This window comes from Catenulispora rubra, from assembly GCF_015356825.1.
Classification (GTDB): domain Bacteria; phylum Actinomycetota; class Actinomycetes; order Streptomycetales; family Catenulisporaceae; genus Catenulispora; species Catenulispora rubra.
In genome coordinates this window covers 1-21,389 of record NZ_JAACYW010000200.1, presented here as the reverse complement: position 1 = coordinate 21,389, position 21,389 = coordinate 1, and the positions used below count along the sequence as shown (strand labels likewise).

Sequence of the window (21,389 nt, the reverse complement as noted above, 5' to 3'; positions counted from 1 at the left end):
GTTTAGGCGGTTGGGACCGACAACTGATTCGCGACGCCGCGCCCGACCGATTGGCGCTCGCTTGGCGCATATTCGCCACCGCTATCGCCGCACAGCCGCCCGATCGCCACGCCGCCGCCTGCTCAGCCATCGCTCTGCGCCGACCGCGCGCTGCCCGCCCTGATTTCCTCGCGCCCGCCATCCCCGCCCAGCCATCGCACACATGCTGCCTCGTTCGCGCCGAGCTGCGCCGCCAGCCGGTCCGCCGCCCGACCGCCACGCCGCCGCCGCCGCTGCCTAGCCGCTCGCCTACCCGCCAGCCGCCGCGCCACCGCACCCGCAGCCCGCCAGCGCCGTCGCCAGCCGGTCCACCGCCCCGCGCGCCGCGGCGGTGTCCGGGGCCTGGTCCGCCATCAGGGCGAACACCAGCAGTTGCCCCGAGTTGTCGCGTACCAGCCCCGCCAGCGTCACCACGCCGGTCAGCGAGCCTGTCTTCGCTCGGACCAGGCCGGCTCCGGCCAGGGAGGGCGGGGTCGTGTAGCGGCCGTCCTCGGCCAGGGTTCCGGTGAAGCCCGCCACCGGAAGGCCGGTCAGGGCCGCGCGTAGGTCCGGGTGGTTGTCCGCGGCGGCCGTCGACAGGATCTTGACCAGGAACTCCGGGGCGATCCGGTCCGCGTGGGACAAGCCGCTGCCGTCCAGGACGTTCAAGCCCGCCAGGTTCAGGTCCAGCTTACCCAGCTGGTCGCGCACCGCCGCGACGCCGCCCTGGAACGTCGCCGGCTTCCCGTCGGCCAGCGCCACGTGCCGCAGCAGCGACTCCGCCAGGTCGTTGTCCGACACCGTCAGCATGTGCTCGACCAGGTCCGCCAGCCGTGGCGACGAGACGCGCGCCAGCTCCGACGCGCCCGCCGCAGCCGATCCGCCCGACGTGGCCGAAGGCTTCCCCACCACCTGCACCCCGTGCGCCGCCAGCCGCCCGGCGAAGTCCACCGCCGCCACCGCGGCCGGGTCCGTCACCCGCGGGCTCAGGTCGTCGGCGGCCTTCGCGCGCCCCTCGTCGACCATCAGGCCGACCACCGGCGCCACGTTCCCGTCCGTGTAGCCCGGCGACCACGTCGGGTTCAGGGCCGGGCCGCCGAAAACCGACGCGTCGTAGCCCAGTGTGACCGAATTCACGCCCTTGGCCTGAAGGGCCGCCGCGGTCCGCGCCGCGAGGTCGTCCAGCGACGCCGGCCGGTACCCCGGGTCCGAGGAAGGACCCTGCGTCGACAGCGTCGGGTCACCCCCTCCGACCAGCACGATCGACGCCGTCGCGGCCGATCCCGACCCCGAGTTCGGGCCCTGCACCACCCGCGTCGTGAACTGCTCGTCCGGCCCGAGCGCCGCCAGCGCGGCCACCGCCGTGACCACCTTGTTCGTCGACGCCGGCGCGAAGCTCCCGGCGGCGTGGTCGTCGAACAACAGAGCGTCCGAGGCCGGGTCGGCGACCGCGATCCCGACGTGTTTGCCGAGTCCCGGCGCCAGCGTCAGCGGTCCGAGAGCGCTGGCCAGTTCGGCGGCCGTCAGCGCGCCGCCGGGCTTGTCACCTGCGAGAACGGGGAGCAGCGCGGCTCCGGCCGGGGCGTGCGTGGGTCCGGCGGAGCGGGTCGACGGGGCCGGCGAGGAGGGGGCGACCGAGTCCTGCGACGCCTGCGCGACCGGCTTGTCGGCCACCCGCGAGCGCCCCCCGCGTTCGCTCACGCGTTGCCCGCCGGACCACGGGCCGGCCGCCCACACGCAGCCGGCGGCCAGTACGATCCCGAGCGCGGCTGACACAATGGCGGTCGGCAGCGTTCCCGGCACCTGTCTTGCCACTCAGGTCACTCCTTGATCTCGCGAACTCTGTCGTCACCGCCTGTCTGGGCGACACTAGTAGCAGCACCTGAAAGCGCGGAAACGAGGAAAGACCAATGGAGTTCGACGTTCTCATCGAGATCCCCAAGGGCCAGCGCAACAAGTACGAGGTCGACCACAAGACCGGCCGCATACGGCTGGACCGCATGCTTTTCACCTCGATGGTCTACCCGACCGACTACGGCTTCATCGAGGACACGCTGTCCCTGGACGGCGACCCGCTGGACGCCATGGTCCTGCTCGACGAGCCCACGTTCCCGGGCTGCCTGATCCGCTGCCGCGCGATCGGCATGCTGAACATGGCCGACGAGGCCGGCGGCGACGACAAGATCCTCTGCGTCCCGGCCACCGACCCGCGCTTCGAGCACCTGCGTGACTACCACCACATCTCCGAGTTCGAGCGCCAGGAGATCCAGCACTTCTTCACCAGCTACAAGGACCTGGAGCCGGGCAAGGAGGTCCACCACGCCGAGTGGCAGAACCGGGCCCAGGCCGAGACCGAGATCCAGCGCTCCTACAAGCGGTTCGAGGACCTGCCGGAAGAGGAGAAGGTCCACCACCTGTAGCCAGGCGGTGGCGCCGGCCATGCGGTGCCACCCGCCGGCCCCCGGCCCGGACCGGCACGGTGGAAAGCACGGCGGAGTACTCGGTTGAGAACGTCGGAGCCCCCGGCGGGAGCAGATCCCGCCGGGGGCTTCGCGTTTCCGGGAGTCGCCACGCCTGGCCGTACTGCCACGGCCCCCCTCGGCCGCGACGTCCCGGAACGCCTTCGAGATGGCTCAGCGCTCGTCCAGCACCAGACCGCTCTGCGCCACATTCCCCTCAACCATCGACATCGCAGCGAACGCCTCGGGCGTGTTCGGCAGATCGGCCAGCGCCCGGCCCATGTGCTCGGCGCTCTCCCAGACCCACACGTCCGAGTAGCTGCCGTCCTCCAGCCGGACCAGCCGGGTCGCGGCCAGCGCCGGGTGCTTCGCCCGCACCGCGTCGATGACGGCCGCACGCCGGACACTGAACTCCTCGAACTTCTCGGGACTGACCCGGTATTGGTGGCTACGGATGGTGGTCGTGCCGGTCGTGCCGGTCATTTCGGGCTCCTCAGCAAGCTGCGTCGTCGTCATCACCTCTATGACTCCGGCGCGCGCCGGTTTGTGACATCCCCTGTGACATCCCCGCCAAAGAATCTCCGAGCACGCACATCCAGTTGGCCGCCGGCGGCCGCGGACGACTACCATCGGCCCCTTCGCGACCGGCGAGAGGGGCCGCATCCATGAGCAAGTACCGGGTGAACGTCTGCCTGGCGCCGTCCGCGCTCACCGACGTCGAGCGCGCGCTGGCCGAGGCGATGGCGCCGTTCGACATGAACCGCGGCGACGACTTCGACCCGGACGCCACCTGGGACTGGTACCGCGTGGACGCCGGGCGGCAGCGCTTCGCCGTGAACCCGCGGCACGACGGCGACCCGCGGCTGATCCACGCCGACCCGGTCGTCGTCGGCACCCCGCACGAACCGCTGCGCTGCGACGGCGGCCCGCGCGGCCTGCTGGACTTCGACGCCTGCCGCCGCGCGGCCCGCGCCGAGGCGCTGACGTACTGGGAGGCGCAGATGCGCGACTTCGAGCGCCTGGTCGCCGACCACCCCCCGGCCGAGCCGCTCACCGCGTTCCTGGCCCGGCACGCCGCCGACCCCGAGGGCTACCCGCGCCGGCAGGCGGTCGACGACCACCACGCGCAGCCGCTCATCAAGGCCCTGAACCACCAGTCGGTCTTCGAGCGCTACCCGAGCCTGGGCGCCTGGGTCCTCGGCCCCGACACGGACCCGATCACGATCTACACCCGGGACCCGCGGCCCGGCTTCGAGCTGGCCGAGACCTGGGCCGTCGCACGCGCCGCGCTGCTGACGCTCGACGGCGAGTGGACCGGCATCAAGCCCTACAGCCCCGATCCGGACGAGGAGAGCGACACGTTCGCCCGGCGGTCCACGGCGTATCTCGAAGGACTGGACGAGGACTGCGTGGTCGTGCGGCTGTTGTGCCACTGCTGACCGCACCCACGGCGATCGTGCCGCTTCCCTGACCGCACGACGTCATTCAGCGAACCAAGCGGCTTCCACTCCCGACAGGTACTGCTTCACATAGGCCCGATGCCGCTCCGGAAGCTCCGGCAACTCCCCGATCGGGACCCACGCGACGTCCACGGACTCGTCGTCGTTGACCCGCGCGGTCCCTCCCGTCGCGCGACAGAGGAACGCGACGTCCATGAACACGGTCTCGTCCCCGTTGGGATGCGCGAACTGGCCGGTCACGTCCACCGCCAGGACCCGCTCGGCGCGCGCCGTCACCCCGGTCTCCTCCAGGATCTCGCGCACGATCCCGACCGCCGGCTGCTCCCCCGGGTCCAGGCAGCCCGAGACGAGCGTCCACTGGAGGTTGTCGGACCGCCGCACCACCAGCACGCGCTGCTCGTCGTCGACGACCAGGCCGGTGACGCCGGGGAGCCACAGCAGGTCGTGACCGATCTTCTTGCGGATCTCGACGATGAATTCGGGTATCGGCATGCTGACACGCTATCGGCACCACGTGTCCCCCCGAGGTCCGGCGAGTAAGCGCTCGCCGGCTACGGCCGGCCGTAGAAGCTCGGCGTCCCGTTGATCCACAGCGACTGCTGCTCGACCACGCCTCCGGGGTGCGGCGCCTGGATGATGCGGTCGTTCCCGATGTACACGGCCTCGTGGTAGATGGTGTGCGGGTTGGCGCCGTCCTCCGCCCAGAAGACCAGGTCGCCGGGGCGGAGCTGGTTGTAGGTGAGCGAGCGCATCGCCAGGTACTGCCATTGCGCTGGGTGCGGGAAGGACCAGCCGCCGGCTTCCAGGCCGCGCATCGCCAGGCCGGAGCAGTCGAAGACGTCCGGACCCGCGCCGCCCCAGACGTAGGGCTTGCCGAGCTGCGCGTAGATGTAGTTCAGCATCTGGCGGACGGCGCCTTCCGCGTACGGCACGGGTCCGGCCGACGGCGGCGTCCACGTCGCGCCGCCGCCCGAGGGCGCGTGCGCCGAGCCGCCGCCGGACCCAGCTCCCGCAGCCCGGGCCGCCGACGCCGCAGCGGCGGCCGCGGCCGCCTGCCGAGCCGCCGCCTGCTGCGCCGCGAGTTCCGCCAGCCCGGCCTCCCGCTGCCGCTCCAGCCCGACCTCGATGCCCTGGGCCGCCGCCAGTTGCTGCACCAGCGTGTTCTGCTGCGCCTGGATCCCCGCGACCTGGCTCTGCGCGTCGGCCGCCGCCGCCCGCGCCGCACCCAGCGCGCTCTCCGCCCGCGCCTCGGCCTGGCGCTGGTCCGCTGCCGTCCGGTCAGCCTTCTGACGCGCCGCCGCCGCGTCCTTCGTCGCCTGTCGCGCGCCGGAGACGGCCAGGGCCTCGGCCGCGTTGTGGTTCGCCTGGACCTGGCGGCGGACGGCGTAGTCGTGCAGGGAGCCGACGTGCAGGAAGGCCACGGCCATCGCCATGTCCGGGCCCTGCCGGTACATCTCGGCCGCGAACGCCCCGAGCCGCGCCTCGGCCTGGTGCTGCGCGTCCAGGGCGGCGGCCGCGCGGGTCCGGGCCTCGTCGGCCGCCTGGGCCGCCGTCGCGGCCTGTGCCATGGCCGTGTCGTACGCCTCCGCCGCGAGCCCGGCGCTCGCCTCTAGGGCGTGCAGGTGGCTGCTGGCGGCGTCCAGGGCGGCCTGGATCCGGTCGGCGGCGCTCTGGCGGTCGCGGACGTCGGCTTTGGCCCGGTCGATGGTGCCCTGGCCGGGGATCACGGGCGTGCCCGGGTCGGCGTGCGCGGCGGCGCCGAGGAGGGCCGCCGTCAGGACGGTGGCCGTGACGAGCGTCGCCCGCCGGCCGTGTCCGCGTCCCCGCATGCCGAACTCCTTCCGCGCCGCCCGAGTGTGTCCGTGTCCTCATGGACTGTGGGATGAGCTACCCACCGTCACCGACGACCTTTCATCACAAAAAGGGCGGATCGCGCGAGGCGTGGTCAGGGGGCTGAAGGTTTCCACCGAAAGAGGGACACAGGTGGACGTCGACTGGGCGCCGAGCGGACATCGAGCGGGCATCGGGCAGTCCTGGCGACCGGCCGACCGGCCGACTGCCGTCACCCGGCCAAGACCACCAAGATCACAAAGTCCTGCGGTACCGCGTCTCGTCCAGCACCTCGGCCCCGGCCTCGAACCCGGAGACCCCGCCGTCGTGCCGCCAGCCGGTGTGCTCGTAGAACGCCCGCGACGGGCCGTTGGTCGCCAGCACCCACAGCGTGGCCTCGGCGTACCCCTCGTCCCGCAGCCGCTGGAGCGCGACCTGCTGCAACCGGGCGCCGATCCCGAGCCGCCAGATCGCCGGATCGAGGTATATGGCGTACAGCTCCCCGACCCGGTCCCGATCCTCGTCGGCGTCCCGGCTCGGCCCCACCGACGCGAAACCGGACACCACCCCGCCCACCTCGGCGACCAGCACCTCCGCCCGCCGCGCCGCCCGGTCCGCCAGCATCCGCCGCGCACTGAGCACGAACCCGTCCACCGACAGCCCCGCGAGATAGTCGGCCGGCATCAGCCCCGAATAGGCGACCTGCCACGACGCGTGCCGCACCCGCCCGATGTCCTCGGCGTCCCCCGCCACCGCCTCGCGGATGTCGACGCCGTGGGCCCGACGCGTGCTCGAACTCATGCGCGCCATTATGGCCGGTCCGCCCCGTCCCCGGTCGGCCGAACTCGCCGGGGAGGCGGTCAGCGGTGGTCGTCGAGGGTGTCCGGGCGGTGCCGCCGGCCGCACCCGACCGTTTGCGGCGACACCCGGCGCCCGGCACCCACGGCCGACCGCCGGACACCCCCGCGCTACGTCGTCCCTACTGCGTCCCTGCCGACTTCGGCCCCGCCCTACTTCGTCCCCGAACTAGCCGTCTTCTTGGCAGCGGTCTTCTTCGCCGCCGTGGCCTTCGCCGTCTTCGTCCCCGAAGCCGCCGTCTTCTTCGCCGGGGTCTTCTTCGCGGCGGCCTTCTTGGCCGTCTTCTTCGCCGGCCCCTTCGCGCGCTTCTCGGCCAGCAGTTCGTAGGCCTTCGCCGGCGTGATCCCCTCGACCGTCTCGCTCTTGGGGATGGTCACGTTGGTCTCGCCGTCGGTCAGGTACTCGCCGTAGAAGCCCGACTTGATCACGATCGGCTTGCCCGACACCGGGTCCGGCCCCATCTCGCGCAGCGGCGGCTTGGCCGCGCCGCGTCCGCGGGCCTTCGGCTGCTTGTAGATCTCCAGCGCCTCTTCGAGCGTGATCGTGAAGATCTGCTCCTCGGAGGTGATCGAGCGGGAGTCCGCACCCTTCTTCAGGTACGGGCCGTAGCGGCCGTTCTGGACCGTGATCTCCTCGGCGGACTCCGGGTCGGCGCCGACCACGCGCGGCAGCGACATCAGCTGCAGCGCCTCCTCCAGCGTCACCGAGTCCAGGCCCATGCTCTTGAACAGGGATCCGGTACGGGCCTTCACCGCCTTCTTGCCGCGGGTCGGCGTCCCCTCGGGCAGGATCTCGGTGACGTACGGGCCGAAGCGGCCGGCCTTGGCCACCACCTCGAAGCCCGTCGACGGGTCCTTGCCCAGTTCCCGGTCGCCGCTGGGGAGCAGGAACAGCTCCTCGGCGAACGCCGGGGTCAGCTCGTCCGGCGGCAGGTCGTCCGGGACGCTCGCGCGCTGCTGGGTGCCGTCCTCCAGGTTGCGCTCGATGTACGGCCCGAAGCGGCCCACCCGCAGGATGATCCCCTCGCTCCCGACCGCGAACGAGTTCACCTCCCGGGCGTCGATGTTGCCCAGGTCCGTCACCAGGTCCTTGAGGCCGCCGAGGTGGTCGAACACGACGCTGTTGTCGCCGCCCCTGAGATCGGCGCCGCCGCCCCGCTCCTGTTCGGTCGGGCCGAAGTAGAACCGCCGCAGCCACGGCACCCGCTGCGCCTCGCCGCGCGCGATGCGGTCCAGGTCGTCCTCCATGCGCGCGGTGAACTCGTAGTTCACCAGGTCGCCGAAGTGGTTCTCCAGCAGTCCGACGACCGCGAAGGCGATGTAGGACGGGACCAGCGCCGTGCCCTTCTTGAACGCGTAGCCGCGGTCCAGGATCGTGCCCAGGATCGTGGAGTACGTCGAGGGCCGGCCGATCTCGCGCTCTTCCATCTCCTTGATCAGCGAGGCCTCGGTGAAGCGCGCGGGCGGCTTGGTCGAGTGCCCGTCCGCGGTGACCTTGGTGGTGGTCAGCGCGTCGCCCTCGGCCACCGCCGGCAGCCGCTGCTCGGAGTCGTCCAGCGCGGCGTCCGGGTCGTCGGTGCCCTCCACGTAGGCCTTCAGGAAGCCGTGGAAGGAGATGATGCGGCCGCTGGCGCTGAACTCCACGTCCCGGCCGTCGGAGGCGGCGCCGCCGACCTTCACGGTCACGGTGTGCCCGGTGGCGTCCTTCATCTGCGAGGCGACGGTGCGCATCCAGATCAGCTCGTAGAGCCGGAACTCGTCGCCGTGCAGGCCGGTCTGCGCCGGGGTGCGGAACGTGTCGCCGGAGGGGCGGATCGCCTCGTGCGCCTCCTGCGCGTTCTTCACCTTGGAGTCGTAGCGCCGCGGAACGTCCGGCAGGTAGTCGGCGCCGTAAAGGTCGCGCACCTGGGTCCGCGCGGCGTTCAGCGCCGTGTCCGACAGCGTGATGCTGTCGGTACGCATATAGGTGATGTAGCCGTTCTCGTACAGGCTCTGCGCGACCCGCATGGCGCGCTTGGAGTCCATGCCGAGCTTGCGGCTGGCCTCCTGCTGCATCGTGGTGGTCCGGAACGGCGCGTACGGCGAGCGCCGGTACGGCTTGCGCTCCACGCCGCGCACGCTGAAGTCGGCGTCCCGCAGCGCGGCGGCCAGCGCCTTGGCGGTGACCTCGGTGAGGTGCGCGACGTTCTGGCTGCCGGACTTGAGCCGCCCGTCCGGGCCGAAGTCGCGCCCGGCGGCCACGCGCTTGCCGTCGACGCTGGACAGCCGCGCGGTCATCGCCCGCGGGTCGTCCGGGCCGCCGGCCTTCAGGGTCTCGAACGTGCCGGTCAGGTCCCAGTACTCGGCGGCGGTGAACGCGATGCGCTCCCGCTCCCGGTCCACGACCATGCGGGTGGCCACCGACTGCACGCGGCCGGCCGACAGCCCGGTGCGGACCTTCTTCCACAGCACCGGGGAGACCTCGTAGCCGTACAGCCGGTCCAGGATGCGCCGGGTCTCCTGCGCGTCGACCAGCGGCATGTTGATCTCGCGGGTGTTGCGCGCGGCCTCCTGGATCGCCTCGCGGGTGATCTCGTGGAACACCATGCGCTTGGAGGGGACCTTGGGCTTGAGCACCTCCTGCAGGTGCCACGCGATGGCCTCGCCCTCGCGGTCCTCGTCGGTGGCGAGCAGGAGTTCGTCGGCTTCCTTGAGCAGGTCCTTGAGCTTGGCGACCTGCTTGCGCTTGTCGGCGTTGACCAGGTACAGCGGCTCGAAGTCGCCGTCCACGTCCACCCCGAGCCGGCCCATCGAGGTGCCCTTGTACTTCTCGGGCACCTCGTCCGCCCCGGCTGGGAGGTCGCGGATATGGCCGACCGAGGCCTCGACGGTGTAACCCGCTCCGAGGTAGCCCTTGATCGTCTTCGCCTTGGCCGGCGACTCGACGATGACCAGCCGGCGAGTCGCGCCGCCCGAGTCCGCTGAACCCTTGCCTGCCACCGTTACCTCTGCTTCCCAGCTTCTAGCCCCAAGGGATACGCGCTTGGGCGTACCCCGCACACCGCGGTGTGACACGTGGTCGGGATTCCGCGACACCAACGGAGAGTGACCGTACCTCAGCCGTACGTCTCCGCGCTGTCTACTGTGTCCTACTCGTTGTCTTGAATGGTCGGCGTACAACCGAACGTTAACCCGAACTGGCGTATAGGACGGAACCCGAAAACGCCAGAGGTGGGACGGATGTGACGTACGACAACCGGTGTTGAGGGGATCGAGGCTGATGACAGCCCCGGATGTCGCCTAGGCCACGGGGAACAGATAACCGTCTTCGACCAGCCCCCGGATGGCCTCGACCGCGCCGGTGCGCAGGCTCCGGCCGTCGATCCCGTAGCGTTCGCCGACGGCGTCCAAGATTTCCCCGAGTGGCGTCTCACCATCCGACGCACCCACCACAGCCGCCCCGACCGGGTCGATGTCCGCCGAGCGCATGAAGCCCTCCTGCTGGCTCAGCCGCGAGGAGTCGCTGCCCCAGCCGCTGCCGCCCTCGTACGTCGGCCGCGCCACCTGCTCCCAGCGCACGTCCGGCGCAACCGCCAACTTGCGGTGCATCAGGGCCTCGTCGTCGGTGCCGCGCAGGAAGTCGTGGCGGGCGAACCAGCTGGGGATGTGCGGCCCGAGCGGCTGCTCGACCGGGTGCGAGATCTCCTCCAGGCGCATCAGGGGGCTGTCGGCGCCGGCGTTGTGCAGGGTGATCCAGCCGAAGCCGATGGCACTGACCTTGTTCTGCTCGAAGTAGTCCAGCCAGGCGTCGTAGCGCTGCGGGTAGTCCGGGGTGCCGTACTCGCCGGAGTCGCGCAGCCAGAGCTCGACGTACTCGGCCGGGTCCTGCGCCTCGCGCTGCACCACCCACGCGTCGCAGCCGGTGTCCCGGACCCAGCCGGCCACCCGCTCGCGCCAGTCCACGCCGTCCACATGCAGCCAGTTGGCCAGGACCTGACACCAGCCGTCCTCGGCCAGGTGCCGGTGCGCGTTGGCGACGAGCTGGCGGCACACCTCGTCGGCCGGCAGCCCGGAGTCACGGTAGACGAAGCGGCCACCCCGCGCGGCGTTGTCCGGCGAGATGACGAACGGCGGGTTGGAGACGATCAGATCGAACAGCTCTCCCTCAACTGGCTCAAACAGGGAACCCTCGCAAAGCTCGAACGGCGCCACCCCGGAGAGCTGCTGCGTCATCCGCGCCAGCTTGAGCGCCCGTGGATTCCGGTCGCTGCCGACGACCCGGTCGACGTGCGTCGACAGGTGCAGCGCCTGCACACCCCCACCGGTCCCGACGTCCAGCGCCGACCCGAACCGGTCCCGGATGGTGAGCTGCGCCAGCGTCGTGGACGCACCCCCGACGCCGAGCACATGGTCCTCGCGCACCGGATGGCCCTGCCCCTGCGCGTGCAGCCCACCGGACAGGTCGGAGACCAGGTACCAGTCGTGGCCGTCGTCGTCCCCGTAGGGCCGGATGTCGATGGCAGCCCGCACCTGGTCCCCCTCCACCGCGACCAGCCCGGCAGCCACCGACTCCTCGACCGGCAACGCAGCCTCCACAGCCTTCCGGTCCACCGACTGCTGCAAAAGGAAGAGCCGGATCAGCGTCTCAACCGGCGACCCCCCGGTCGTCGCCCGCAGCGCCGGCACACTCTCGCTCCTGGCCAGCGCCGCATACGCCAGCGGACCGAGGACCTCCAGGACGCCGTCGACGGTGTAGTCGGCCTCGATCAGGGCTTCGCGCAGCTTCTCCATGAGTCCATTGTCGCGGGAAAGACGGGGCGCCCCCGACCCGAAGGCCGAGGGCGCCAGATCAGTCGGTCGCTTTCGGGTGGCCGAGCCCGGCGTAGTCCAGCCAGACTGTCCGGTTCGCGACATCGATGTAGTACCAGATCCGGCCACCGCCGGTGACCTCGTACTGCCAATGCGCCATGCGCACTCCGTTGGTGACTACGTATGCCAGCGAACCCTTCAGCAGATGGTGTCGGGCCGTAGGTTGCGCGGGATTGGGGTTCGAGCGGAGGGTCTCATACGCCTTCCGAGTATTCCGCCGAGCCTTGCCGCACAGGTCACGCCAGCCATTGACGGTATCCGTTTCCGCGTAGCGGATCCGCCACTCGTCATCAATGGGCGGAGGCGCGACGTCGTCGCCACGCTTCGGGCTCACTCGTCTTCCTCGCCCGGTTCGATCGGCACCTCTACCGGCTCGAAGTCATCCTCCGTCGAATGCTCTCTGGTCAGCCTCCGATACAACTCCGCGTCCGCATGAATCTCCGCAGTGTGCTGCCACTCTACGACGACCTGCGCGACCGGCCGTAGGTTGCGGATCTCTGCCGATGCCCTGGCGACGTCAACCAGTTCGGTCAGGAATTCGTCGACCTCGTCGGCTGGGAGGAACCTCGTCCAAGCGAACACGCCCATCAGAGAGCTGCGCAGCACCTCACGCGAGGGCTCCTGGGCGATTATCCCCACCAACAGGCGCGTCGTGATGTCGAAGACCTCGGCGTCCCGCTCGGCACGCTCGACGGTCGCCAACATCAGATCCGGCTGGTTCCGGCGCACCAAACGCAGCGTCTCGGCTTCATCAAGCCGCAGGGTCGTCTCGCGGGGATGCTGGATCAGCTCGGAGAACGGCACGGATTCACTCACAGTTCCCATGGCTTCGAAGGTACTTCAAAGCTCCGGCGCCAAGCAATGTAAATCACTCAAAAGGGGCGCCCCCGACCCGAAGGCCGAGGGCGCCCCATTTAATAGGAGAGAACTCCCGAAGCAACCGCTCAGATCGACTGCGCGGAAGCCTCCATCGTCGTGTCCTCGTCCCCGCTGCGCGGCGCGCCGGGCGCGCCAGACGCCGCGGCCTCGACCGCCGGGCCGGTGCCGGTGACCGGGGTGGAGTGCGAGTCGGAGTTGGAGTCGGAGACGGCGATCGACTTGCGCTTGCTGTTCCAGACCGCGGCGACGATCACCAGGATGGCGACGCCCGCGATCAGGGCGCGGACCGCGGCGTTGGCCGAGGTGCCGATCGACAGCTGGACCACGGCCGGCACGATCAGGAGGCTGACCAGGTTCATCACCTTGATCAGCGGGTTGATCGCGGGGCCGGCGGTGTCCTTGAACGGGTCGCCGATGGTGTCGCCGACGATGGTCGCGGTGTGCGCGTCGGAGCCCTTGCCGCCGAAGTTGCCGTCCTCGACCAGCTTCTTGGCGTTGTCCCAGGCCCCGCCGGAGTTCGACAGGAAGACCGCCATCAGCACGCCGGCGCCGATGGTGCCGGCCAGGTAGGAGCCCAGCGCGCCGACGCCCAGGGAGAAGCCGACCGCGATCGGCGCCATCACCGCCAGCAGGCCCGGGGTGACCAGTTCGCGCAGCGAGTCGGTGGTGACGATGTCCACCACGCGGCCGTACTCCGGACGGCCGGTGCCGTCCATGATCCCGGGGATCTCGCGGAACTGGCGGCGGACCTCGTACACGACCGCGCCCGCGGCCCGGGACACGGCGTTGATCGCCAGGGCCGAGAACAGGAACACCACGGACGCGCCGATGATCAGACCGAACAGGTTGCGCGGGTCGCCGACGTTCAGGACCCCGCCGAACTGCAGGGACTGCTCCAAGCTCCCCAGCTTGGGGTTGTGGACCTTGGCGACGGTCTCGGTGATCTTCTGGGTGAACGACCCGAACAGCGCGGTCGCGGCCAGCACGGCGGTCGCGATCGCGATGCCCTTGGTGATCGCCTTGGTGGTGTTGCCGACCGCGTCCAGCGAGGTCAGCACCTTCGCGCCCTCCTCGCCGACGTCGCCGGACATCTCCGCGATGCCCTGCGCGTTGTCCGAGACCGGGCCGAAGGTGTCCATCGCCACGATGACGCCGACCGTGGTCAAAAGGCCCGTGCCGGCCATGGCCACCGCGAACAGCGACAGCGTGAGGGAGGCGCCGCCGAGCAGGTACGCCAGGAACACGCCGCCGCCGATCAGCAGCGCCGAGTACACGGCGGACTCCAGACCGATCCCGATGCCGGCCAGGACCACGGTCGCAGGCCCGGTCAGCGAGGTCTTGCCGATGTCCTGCACCGGACGCCGGGTGGTCTCGGTGAAGTACCCGGTCAGCACCTGGATGACCGCGGCCACCACGATGCCGATCACCACCGCGCCCAGGGCCACCAGCCGCGGGTCCTTGGTCGCGGCGTCGGTCAGCACACTGGGATCGACGTGGTCCAGCTTGGAGATCTTGTCCGGCAGATAGGTGAACGCCGCGATCGCCACCAGGATCACCGCCACGACGGCGCTGATGAAGAAGCCGCGGTTGATCGCCGCCATCGCGTTCTTGTCACCGGTGCGCGGGGACACCGCGAAGATGCCGATCACCGCGGTGATCACGCCGAGCGCCGGCACCAGCAGCGGGAACACCAGGCCCTGGGTGCCGAAGGCGATCTTGCCCAGGATCAGCGCCGCGACCAGCGTCACCGCGTAGGATTCGAACAGGTCCGCGGCCATGCCCGCGCAGTCGCCGACGTTGTCGCCGACGTTGTCCGCGATGGTCGCGGCGTTGCGCGGGTCGTCCTCGGGGATGTTCTGCTCGATCTTGCCGACCAGGTCCGCGCCGACATCGGCGGCCTTGGTGAAGATGCCGCCGCCGACTCGCATGAACATGGCCAGCATGGCCGCGCCGAAGCCGAAGCCCTCCAGCACGTTCGGGGCGTTGCCCTTGTAGATGAGCACCACCAGGGCCGCGCCGAACAGCCCCAGGCCGACGGTGAACATCCCGACCACGCCGCCGGTGCGGAACGCGATGCGCATCGCGCGCGGCGAGCCTGACTCGTTCGCCGCGGCCGCCACGCGCACGTTGGAGCGCACCGCCAGCCACATGCCGACATACCCGGTGGTGGCCGAGAAGGCGGCTCCGACCAGGAAGAACACCGAGCGGCCGATACGCTGCGACCAGTCGTCGGCGGGCAGCGCCAGCAGCAGGAAGAAGGCCACGGCCGCGAAGATCGCCAGCGTACGGAACTGCCGCGCGAGGTACGCGGAGGCGCCTTCTTGCACCGCGGCCGCGATGCGTTTCATATTCTCCGTGCCCTCACTGGCCGCCAGAACCTCTTTGACGAGGATTCCGGCGACGCCAAGCGCACCCAGGGCGATCACGGCCACCACGAAGATCCAGGCGAGGTTGCCCCCGGCCAATGGGATCACCGTCGAGCCGCTGTCCGCGATTCGCGGCATGCGTCCTCCACTGTGACGATCCGTATTTCCGACGCTGTAACTCAGATCACAGCCAATGGCAGGGGAGTCTACGCGCGAAAACCCGAGGTCGGTCAACAGATCGTTTCGCCGACCTCACGGATCGCTATGTGATGAAGGACACTTTTCACTCGGTTTGGTGAATGCAAGCGTCACATGAAGTGGGGCGATGCCCAGTAAATCGGCGGAGCACCCAGGGATGGGGGCGCTCCGCCGCGATGAGTGCTACGAGCCTACTTGAGCCTGTGCCGGCGGCTCGAACCGGTGTTCATATAAGTGTGCTCAGAAGTCGTGTGCTCAGAAGTCCTTGACGGGCCATCCCATACGGACCGAGCCCCCGTCGGGCCCGGAGGTGATGTCGAGGTCGTCGACCAGGCCGGTCAGAACGGCCAGGCCCATCTCGGCGTCGTCGAGGTCTTCCTCGTCGTCGTCCTGGTCGGCGGCGGCGCCGTCGGTGTCGGTGTCGTCACCGGCCGCCTCGGCGGCGGTCTCGCCGTCGGCGGCGGCCGCGGCCCCGTCGCGCTGGCCCGGCACGGCGCCGGAGACCTTGTCGGCCACCGTCACCACGAACCGGTCGGCGACCAGGCCGGAGTCGGACTCGTCGACCGCGTCCAGCACCACCACGACCGGTTCGCCCGGGCAGTGCCGCTGGTGCAGGCCCACGGCCCGGGAACAGGCCTCGCCGACGGCGAGGCGGACCTCGTCGAGCAGGCCGGCCTCCACGCCGACCCGGCGGGCGTGGGCGACCGCGACCAGGCGCGCGGTCCGGACATGCTCGGGCTGCGGGGTGAACCGCAGCAGAACGGCCGTGGCGCTCTCCGTCTTGGCCACCGTGCCGACGGCCGACGATTGCGCATCCATGTTGGCAGACCCCTTAGGAACAAGTGCGGGATGTGATGCCCATCAGTCCGCGGCGCGAAGCGCCTCCATGACGGGTGGCGGTGGGCGACGGGTGGGCGGCGGGCCTGGCCGCTGCGGTTGTCTCCCGCCACGCGGCCCGCCGATGTCCGCTAGTCGACGGCGGTGACGGCCTGCTCCACGCTGTCGCTGATCGGGAACACCTTGGTCAGGCCGGTGATCCGGAAGATCTTCAGGATCCGCTCCTGGGTGCAGACCAGGCGCAGCGAGCCGTCGTGCGCCCGCACCCGCTTCAGGCCGCCGACCAGGACGCCCAGCCCGGTGGAGTCGAGGAAGTCGACGTCCTCCATGTCCACGATCAGGTGGTACTTCCCGGCACCGACCAGCTCGACCAGCTGTTCGCGCAGCTTCGGGGCGGTGTACACGTCGATCTCCCCGCCGACCTTGACGATCGTCCGGCCGTTCTCGTCTCGCGTCTCCAGCTTCAGGTCCACTGCCGGCCTCCAAAATCGGTGCCTTCCCGCCGTGGCGGGGGTGAGAAAAGGTGTGTCCTCGGCAACACAAAGTACAGCTTCACCCGGGTCAGGGCTTGAGCACAGTCAATCACCTCGGGGTGACACTCGGCCACGATTCGCGTCAAGTGCCCTCTAATGGTGCGCCGTACTGGCCCCGTTAGCGGGGAGGCGAGTGCTCCGCGCCGCCGGAAGTTCATGTCGTTTCGGATGGTCGCCCGGATTCCAGGTCGGGATTCGGGCATGGAGTCGGTCTGGCTGTCGGATACTGGACTGCGATGTCGCCGACTCCTCCTTACCAGCAAAACCCCGACACGGGTGGTGTGTCCACACCAACACCCGGGTCGGATGCCGGCATCCCGGAAGGTTCCGTCGCCGGTTCTGTCCAAGCTTCCGTCCAACCAACGCTGGAGAGACTGATCTCGGTTCCCGCGTCGCGCGCTGAACGTGTGACGCATGTGCGCGTGGTACCAGCCCGGGACGCGGAGCACGCGGAGTGGCCGGAGTGGGTCGACGAAGCCGTGGTGCACGGGTTCCGCGAGGCCGGAGGCGTGCCCCGGCCCTGGCGGCACCAGGTCGCGGCGGCCGAGGCGGCCCGGGACGGACGGCATGTGACGCTCGCCACCGGCACCGCGTCCGGCAAGTCGATGGGCTTCCAGCTGCCGGCGCTGACCGCGATCCGCGAGAACGCGGGCACCACGCTGTACCTGGCGCCGACGAAGGCGTTGGCCGCGGACCAACTCAGGCGTCTCACTCGTTTGGACGTACCGGGGGTCCGCGCCGGGCTTCTGGACGGCGATACGGACGCCGAGGCGCGGGACTGGGTACGTCAGCATGCGAACTACGTTCTGAGCAATCCGGACATGCTGCATTACTCACTTCTGCCGGGACACGCGCGCTGGGCGTCATTCCTGCGGAAGCTCCGCTATGTGGTCATCGACGAATGCCACACCTATAAAGGTGTCTTCGGCTCACACGTGGCGGCGGTTCTCAGGCGGCTGCGCCGAATCTGCGCGCGCTACGGTTCCAGTCCGACTTTCATACTGGCTTCGGCCACCACCGCCGATCCCGCCGTGTCGGCTTCGCGGCTCACCGGCGTTGAAGTCTCGGCGGTCACTGACGACTTCTCTCCGCGCGGCCAGCTGGTGTTCGCCCTCTGGGAACCCCCTCTGACGACCCTCATCGGGGAGCGCGGAGCACCCGTGCGTCGCTCCGCTACAGCGGAGGCCGCGGATCTGCTGACGGACTTGGTCCTGGACGACGTCCGCACAGTGGTCTTCACTCGATCCCGACGCGGTGCCGAACAGGTGTCAATGCAGACGCGCGACTACCTGGAGGAGCGACGCAGGGGCTATGGAAAGCGCATCGCGGCGTATCGCGGCGGATATCTCAAGACCGAACGCCGCGCTCTAGAGGCCGCTCTGCATATGGACCCTTCCCTGGACGGCGCGCTCGTCGGCCTGGCCGCCACGACGGCTCTGGAGCTCGGCGTGGACGTCGCAGGGCTCGACGCCGTGCTGATGGCCGGGTTCCCCGGTACCCGCGCCTCTCTGTGGCAACAGGCAGGGCGCGCCGGACGCGCCGGGCAGGGGGCACTGGCGGTCCTCATCGCGCGCGACGACCCGCTGGACACCTACCTGGTGCATCACTCCGAGTCGATCTTCGACCGCCCGGTCGAGGCCTCCGTCCTGGACCCGGACAATCCGTACGTCCTGGCGCCGCACCTCTGCGCGGCCGCCGCAGAACTCCCATTAACGGAAGCCGACCTGGAACTCTTCGGCCCCACCACCGAGGCCCTGCTGACCGACCTGACCCGCCGCGAGTACCTGCGCCGCCGGCCCACGGGCTGGTACTGGACCCGGCGCGAGCGCCCCTCGGCCCTGACCGACCTGCGCGGCACCGGCGGCCCGACGGTCCGCATCGTCGAGGGCCAGACCGGCCGCCTGCTCGGCACCGTGGACGAGGGCGCGTCGCACTCGACGGTGCACGACGGCGCCGTGTACCTGCACCAGGGCCACACGTACCTGGTGGACAAGCTGGACCTGGAGCAGAACATAGCGCTGGTCCACCGCGCCAACCCGGACTACAGCACGATGGCCCGGGACGTGGTCCAGGTGACCATCCTGGACACCGAGCAGACCCAGGACTGGGGCGACGCCTCCCTGCACTTCGGCTCGGTCGAGGTGAGCACCCAGGTGGTCTCCTACCTGAAGCGCAAGGCAGGCACCGGCCAGATCATCGAGACCAAACCCCTGGACCTCCCGGAACGCATCCTGCGCACCCGCGCCGTCTGGTGGACCGTCGACCCCGCGGCCCTGCGCGCCGCCGAACTCGACACCGCCATGAGCGCCGGCGCCGCCCACGCCGCCGAACACGCCTCCATCGGCCTGCTCCCCCTGTTCACCCCCTGCGACCGCTGGGACATCGGCGGCGTCTCGATGCCGATGCACCCCGACACCGAGCGCCTCACGGTGTTCGTCTACGACGGCCACCCCGGCGGCGCCGGCTTCGCCGAGCGCGCCTACGGCGCGGCCGTGGCCTGGCTGACGGCGACCCGGGACGTGATCGCGGCGTGCGAGTGCCTGGAGGGGTGCCCCTCCTGCGTGCAGTCGCCGAAGTGCGGGAACGGGAACAACCCTTTGGACAAGGCGGGGGCGGGGCGGCTGCTCAATTTGGTCCTTTCGGGTGTACCGAACATCGAGAGCCACAGCTAGGCTGGCGACAAAGCTGGAGGGAGGAGTGGGACATGTCTGTTGAGACGGTCGACTACTCGTGGATGCACGAGCAGATAAGCGCAGAGCAGTACGACGCCATGCCGGAGGAGCTCTGCCGCAACATCGAAATCGTCGACGGGATGGTCCACATGAGCCCGAGTCCCACCCCGTTCCACAATGACATCGGCCTCCACATCGCGAACGGCGTCAGGGCCGCCGGAAAGCCAGCCTGGCGCACGACGGTGGACGTGGATCTCCGTCTTCGGGACATCCCACTGCTGAACCGCCAGCCCGATGTGATCGTGTACGCGGCGGACACACCGCGTACACGAAGGATCCCGCTGTCGGCCGTACTCGCGGTCTTCGAGATCGTCTCGCCGGGCTCGGAAAGCACTGATCGCATGGTCAAACCACTGGAATACGCCGCAGCCGGCATCCAGTACTACTGGCGTGTCGAGGTCCGGGGCGATGTCCCGGTTGTTTACACCTACTCGCTGAACCGCGAGACCGGGGTGTACCGCAGCACCGGCATCTTCGACGGCGTCGTGAAGACCAGCCTCGGCTTCCCGGTGGAGATCGATCTCACGGACGTGTGACCATCGCCCCTGCCACCACCCGGTAGCGTTGTCGGAATGGCACCCCAAGCTGTCAACCTCGTCAACCTGGAGAACGTCTCCAAGGCCTACACCGCCCGCACCCTCCTCGACAAAGTCTCCCTGGGCTTGTCCGAGGGCGACCGGATCGGCGTGGTCGGCCGTAACGGCGGCGGCAAGTCGACCTTGCTGCGGGTGCTCGCGAAGCTCGACGAGCCCGATTCCGGGCGCGTCACGCACACGGGCGGGCTGCGTATCGCGTTCGTCGGGCAGCACGACAGCCTGGATCCGGACGCGACCATCCGGCACGAGCTGGTCGCCGACAAGCCCGACCACGAGTGGCTGGCCGACGCGCGGGTGCGCGACGTCATCACCGGGTTGTTCGGCGGCACCGACTTCCCCGCCTTCCCGGACGGCATGGATACCCGGATCGGGCCGCTGTCCGGCGGTGAGCGGCGGCGGGTGGCGCTGGCCAAGGCCCTGATCAACGAGCACGACCTGCTGCTGCTCGACGAGCCCACCAACCACCTCGACGTCGAGGGCATCGCCTGGCTGGCCCGGCATCTGGCCACCGCCAAGCCCGCGCTGCTCACCGTCACCCACGACCGCTGGTTCCTGGACGCCGTCACCACCCGCACCTGGGAGGTCGTCAACGGCCAGGTGCTCGACTACGACGGCGGCTACTCCGCCTACGTCCTGGCCCGCGCCGAGCGGCAGCGGCAGGCCGACACCGAGTGGGACCGCAAGCAGAACCTGCTTCGCAAGGAGCTGGCCTGGCTGCGGCGCGGGGCCCCGGCCCGGACCAGCAAGCCGAAGTTCCGCATCGAGGCGGCCAACGAGCTGATCGCCGCCGAGCCGCCGGCCCGAGACAGCACCGAGCTGCAGAAGTTCGCGACCAGCCGGCTCGGGCGGACCGTCTACGAGTTGGAGGATGTCTCCTACGCCGTCGGCGACGGCGCCGAGCAGAAGCAGCTGCTGCAGCACGTCACCTGGCAGCTCGGCCCCGGCGAGCGGCTGGGCCTGATCGGCGTCAACGGCTCCGGCAAGTCTTCGCTGGTCCGGCTGCTGCTCGGCGAGGCGCAGCCGGATTCGGGGCGCGTGGTCACCGGCGTCACCGTGAAGCCGGCGCACCTGTCGCAGGAGGTGGCCGAGATCGACCCCACCTGGCGGGTGCTGGAAGCGGTGGAGAAGGTCCACTCCACGGTCGAGATCGGCAAGGGCAAGACCCTGACCGCCGGGCAGCTGCTGGAGCGGTTCGGCTTCGCCGGCGAGAAGCAGTGGACCCGGGTCGGCGACCTGTCCGGCGGCGAGCGGCGCCGGCTGCAGCTGCTCAGGCTGCTGATGGACGCCCCGAACGTGCTGCTGCTCGACGAGCCCACCAACGACCTGGACATCGACACCCTCACCGCTTTTGAGGACATCCTCGACGGCTGGCCCGGCACCCTGCTCGTGGTCAGCCACGACCGCTACTTCCTGGAGCGCACCACCGACCGGGTCGCCGCGCTGTACGGGGACGGCCGGATCCGGCTGCTCCCCGGCGGCGTCGACGAGTACCTCGCCCACCGTGAACAGCGCGCCACAGACGTTTCCAACTCCCGCACAACCAAAGCGCCCGCCCAGCAGTCAAACCTGTCGAGCGGTGGTGCGGGCTCTCGCGAGGACCGCGCGACCAAGAAGGAACTGGCGCGCATCGAACGGCGCCTGGACAAGATCGCCGAACGCCGTCGCGTCGTCGGCGACGTCGGTGTAGGCGCCGCCGATCGTGAAGACCGGGGCGAACGACATGGGAGAACTCTTCTTGCCGGAGAACTCGGCCAGCACCGCGACCACGTCGTCGGT

At 70.1% G+C, this 21,389-nt stretch carries 17 protein-coding genes; 5 read left to right on the top strand and 12 right to left on the bottom strand.

Annotated features, from left to right (window positions below; all coding sequences use genetic code 11):
* Positions 1-288: 288 nt before the first annotated feature.
* A complete protein-coding gene (dacB, locus tag GWK61_RS37650; RefSeq protein WP_194916483.1) occupies positions 289-1,833 on the bottom strand; it encodes a D-alanyl-D-alanine carboxypeptidase/D-alanyl-D-alanine endopeptidase in 1,545 nt (514 codons plus the stop codon).
* Positions 1,834-1,928: 95 nt separating this feature from the next.
* On the opposite strand from dacB, the gene GWK61_RS37645 reads away from it, so the two are divergent.
* A complete protein-coding gene (locus GWK61_RS37645; protein ID WP_194916482.1) occupies positions 1,929-2,438 on the top strand; it encodes an inorganic diphosphatase in 510 nt (169 codons plus the stop codon).
* Between the two features lie 213 nt (positions 2,439-2,651).
* Here the strand turns inward: GWK61_RS37645 and GWK61_RS37640 are convergent, their stop codons facing one another.
* Positions 2,652-2,960, bottom strand: a complete 309-nt coding sequence (locus GWK61_RS37640; RefSeq protein WP_194916481.1) for a hypothetical protein — start codon at positions 2,958-2,960, stop codon at positions 2,652-2,654.
* 182 nt (positions 2,961-3,142) lie between these two features.
* On the opposite strand from GWK61_RS37640, the gene GWK61_RS37635 reads away from it, so the two are divergent.
* Positions 3,143-3,916, top strand: a complete 774-nt coding sequence (locus GWK61_RS37635; protein WP_194916480.1) for a hypothetical protein — start codon at positions 3,143-3,145, stop codon at positions 3,914-3,916.
* Positions 3,917-3,958: 42 nt separating this feature from the next.
* Here the strand turns inward: GWK61_RS37635 and GWK61_RS37630 are convergent, their stop codons facing one another.
* From GWK61_RS37630 to GWK61_RS37585, 10 genes are all read right to left on the bottom strand, one after another.
* Positions 3,959-4,429, bottom strand: a complete 471-nt coding sequence (locus tag GWK61_RS37630) for an NUDIX hydrolase (RefSeq protein WP_194916479.1) — start codon at positions 4,427-4,429, stop codon at positions 3,959-3,961.
* A gap of 59 nt (positions 4,430-4,488) precedes the next feature.
* Positions 4,489-5,766: a C40 family peptidase gene (locus GWK61_RS37625; protein WP_194916478.1), complete on the bottom strand. Its 1,278-nt coding sequence runs from the start codon at positions 5,764-5,766 to the stop codon at positions 4,489-4,491.
* Between the two features lie 256 nt (positions 5,767-6,022).
* The gene (locus GWK61_RS37620; protein ID WP_194916477.1) at positions 6,023-6,568 is read right to left on the bottom strand and encodes a GNAT family N-acetyltransferase; all 546 of its coding nucleotides are present in this window, start codon (positions 6,566-6,568) and stop codon (positions 6,023-6,025) included.
* Positions 6,569-6,777: 209 nt separating this feature from the next.
* Entirely contained in the window at positions 6,778-9,603 is a 2,826-nt protein-coding gene (gene topA, locus GWK61_RS37615) for a type I DNA topoisomerase (protein ID WP_194916476.1), read from the bottom strand.
* 300 nt (positions 9,604-9,903) lie between these two features.
* A complete protein-coding gene (locus GWK61_RS37610) occupies positions 9,904-11,394 on the bottom strand; it encodes a DUF7059 domain-containing protein (protein WP_194916475.1) in 1,491 nt (496 codons plus the stop codon).
* A gap of 58 nt (positions 11,395-11,452) precedes the next feature.
* Positions 11,453-11,806: a hypothetical protein gene (locus GWK61_RS37605; protein WP_194916474.1), complete on the bottom strand. Its 354-nt coding sequence runs from the start codon at positions 11,804-11,806 to the stop codon at positions 11,453-11,455.
* Positions 11,803-12,297: a DUF6247 family protein gene (locus GWK61_RS37600; protein ID WP_194916473.1), complete on the bottom strand. Its 495-nt coding sequence runs from the start codon at positions 12,295-12,297 to the stop codon at positions 11,803-11,805. Before GWK61_RS37600 ends, GWK61_RS37605 begins: the two co-directional genes overlap by 4 nt.
* Before the next feature lie 119 nt (positions 12,298-12,416).
* Entirely contained in the window at positions 12,417-14,855 is a 2,439-nt protein-coding gene (locus GWK61_RS37595; protein ID WP_194916472.1) for a sodium-translocating pyrophosphatase, read from the bottom strand.
* Between the two features lie 315 nt (positions 14,856-15,170).
* Positions 15,171-15,734 (bottom strand): ATP-binding protein, encoded by a 564-nt coding sequence (locus GWK61_RS37590; RefSeq protein WP_194916471.1) that lies wholly within the window; start codon positions 15,732-15,734, stop codon positions 15,171-15,173.
* A 149-nt stretch (positions 15,735-15,883) separates the two neighbouring features.
* Positions 15,884-16,225, bottom strand: a complete 342-nt coding sequence (locus GWK61_RS37585; protein WP_015796998.1) for an anti-sigma factor antagonist — start codon at positions 16,223-16,225, stop codon at positions 15,884-15,886.
* Between the two features lie 296 nt (positions 16,226-16,521).
* On the opposite strand from GWK61_RS37585, the gene GWK61_RS37580 reads away from it, so the two are divergent.
* The 3 genes from GWK61_RS37580 to GWK61_RS37570 all read left to right on the top strand — a co-directional run.
* On the top strand, positions 16,522-18,957 hold the full coding sequence (locus GWK61_RS37580; protein ID WP_194916470.1) for a DEAD/DEAH box helicase: 2,436 nt from the start codon (positions 16,522-16,524) through the stop codon (positions 18,955-18,957).
* 32 nt (positions 18,958-18,989) lie between these two features.
* A complete protein-coding gene (locus GWK61_RS37575) occupies positions 18,990-19,553 on the top strand; it encodes a Uma2 family endonuclease (protein WP_194916469.1) in 564 nt (187 codons plus the stop codon).
* A 36-nt stretch (positions 19,554-19,589) separates the two neighbouring features.
* Positions 19,590-21,389, top strand: a 1,800-nt coding sequence (locus tag GWK61_RS37570; protein WP_228563589.1) for an ABC-F family ATP-binding cassette domain-containing protein, incomplete at its 3' end; no start/stop codon positions are given.

Bases quoted from the DNA above. Each gene is read 5' to 3' on its own strand.
- GWK61_RS37620 (WP_194916477.1), bottom strand. From the start codon at position 6,568: ATGAGTTCGAGCACGCGTCGGGCCCACGGCGTCGACATCCGCGAGGCG.
- GWK61_RS37580 (WP_194916470.1), top strand. From the start codon at position 16,522: ATGTCGCCGACTCCTCCTTACCAGCAAAACCCCGACACGGGTGGTGTG.
- GWK61_RS37640 (WP_194916481.1), bottom strand. From the start codon at position 2,960: ATGACCGGCACGACCGGCACGACCACCATCCGTAGCCACCAATACCGG.
- GWK61_RS37595 (WP_194916472.1), bottom strand. From the start codon at position 14,855: ATGCCGCGAATCGCGGACAGCGGCTCGACGGTGATCCCATTGGCCGGG.
- GWK61_RS37625 (WP_194916478.1), bottom strand. From the start codon at position 5,766: ATGCGGGGACGCGGACACGGCCGGCGGGCGACGCTCGTCACGGCCACC.
- GWK61_RS37600 (WP_194916473.1), bottom strand. From the start codon at position 12,297: ATGGGAACTGTGAGTGAATCCGTGCCGTTCTCCGAGCTGATCCAGCAT.
- GWK61_RS37575 (WP_194916469.1), top strand. From the start codon at position 18,990: ATGTCTGTTGAGACGGTCGACTACTCGTGGATGCACGAGCAGATAAGC.
- GWK61_RS37590 (WP_194916471.1), bottom strand. From the start codon at position 15,734: ATGGATGCGCAATCGTCGGCCGTCGGCACGGTGGCCAAGACGGAGAGC.
- GWK61_RS37635 (WP_194916480.1), top strand. From the start codon at position 3,143: ATGAGCAAGTACCGGGTGAACGTCTGCCTGGCGCCGTCCGCGCTCACC.
- GWK61_RS37630 (WP_194916479.1), bottom strand. From the start codon at position 4,429: ATGCCGATACCCGAATTCATCGTCGAGATCCGCAAGAAGATCGGTCAC.
- GWK61_RS37610 (WP_194916475.1), bottom strand. From the start codon at position 11,394: ATGGAGAAGCTGCGCGAAGCCCTGATCGAGGCCGACTACACCGTCGAC.
- GWK61_RS37645 (WP_194916482.1), top strand. From the start codon at position 1,929: ATGGAGTTCGACGTTCTCATCGAGATCCCCAAGGGCCAGCGCAACAAG.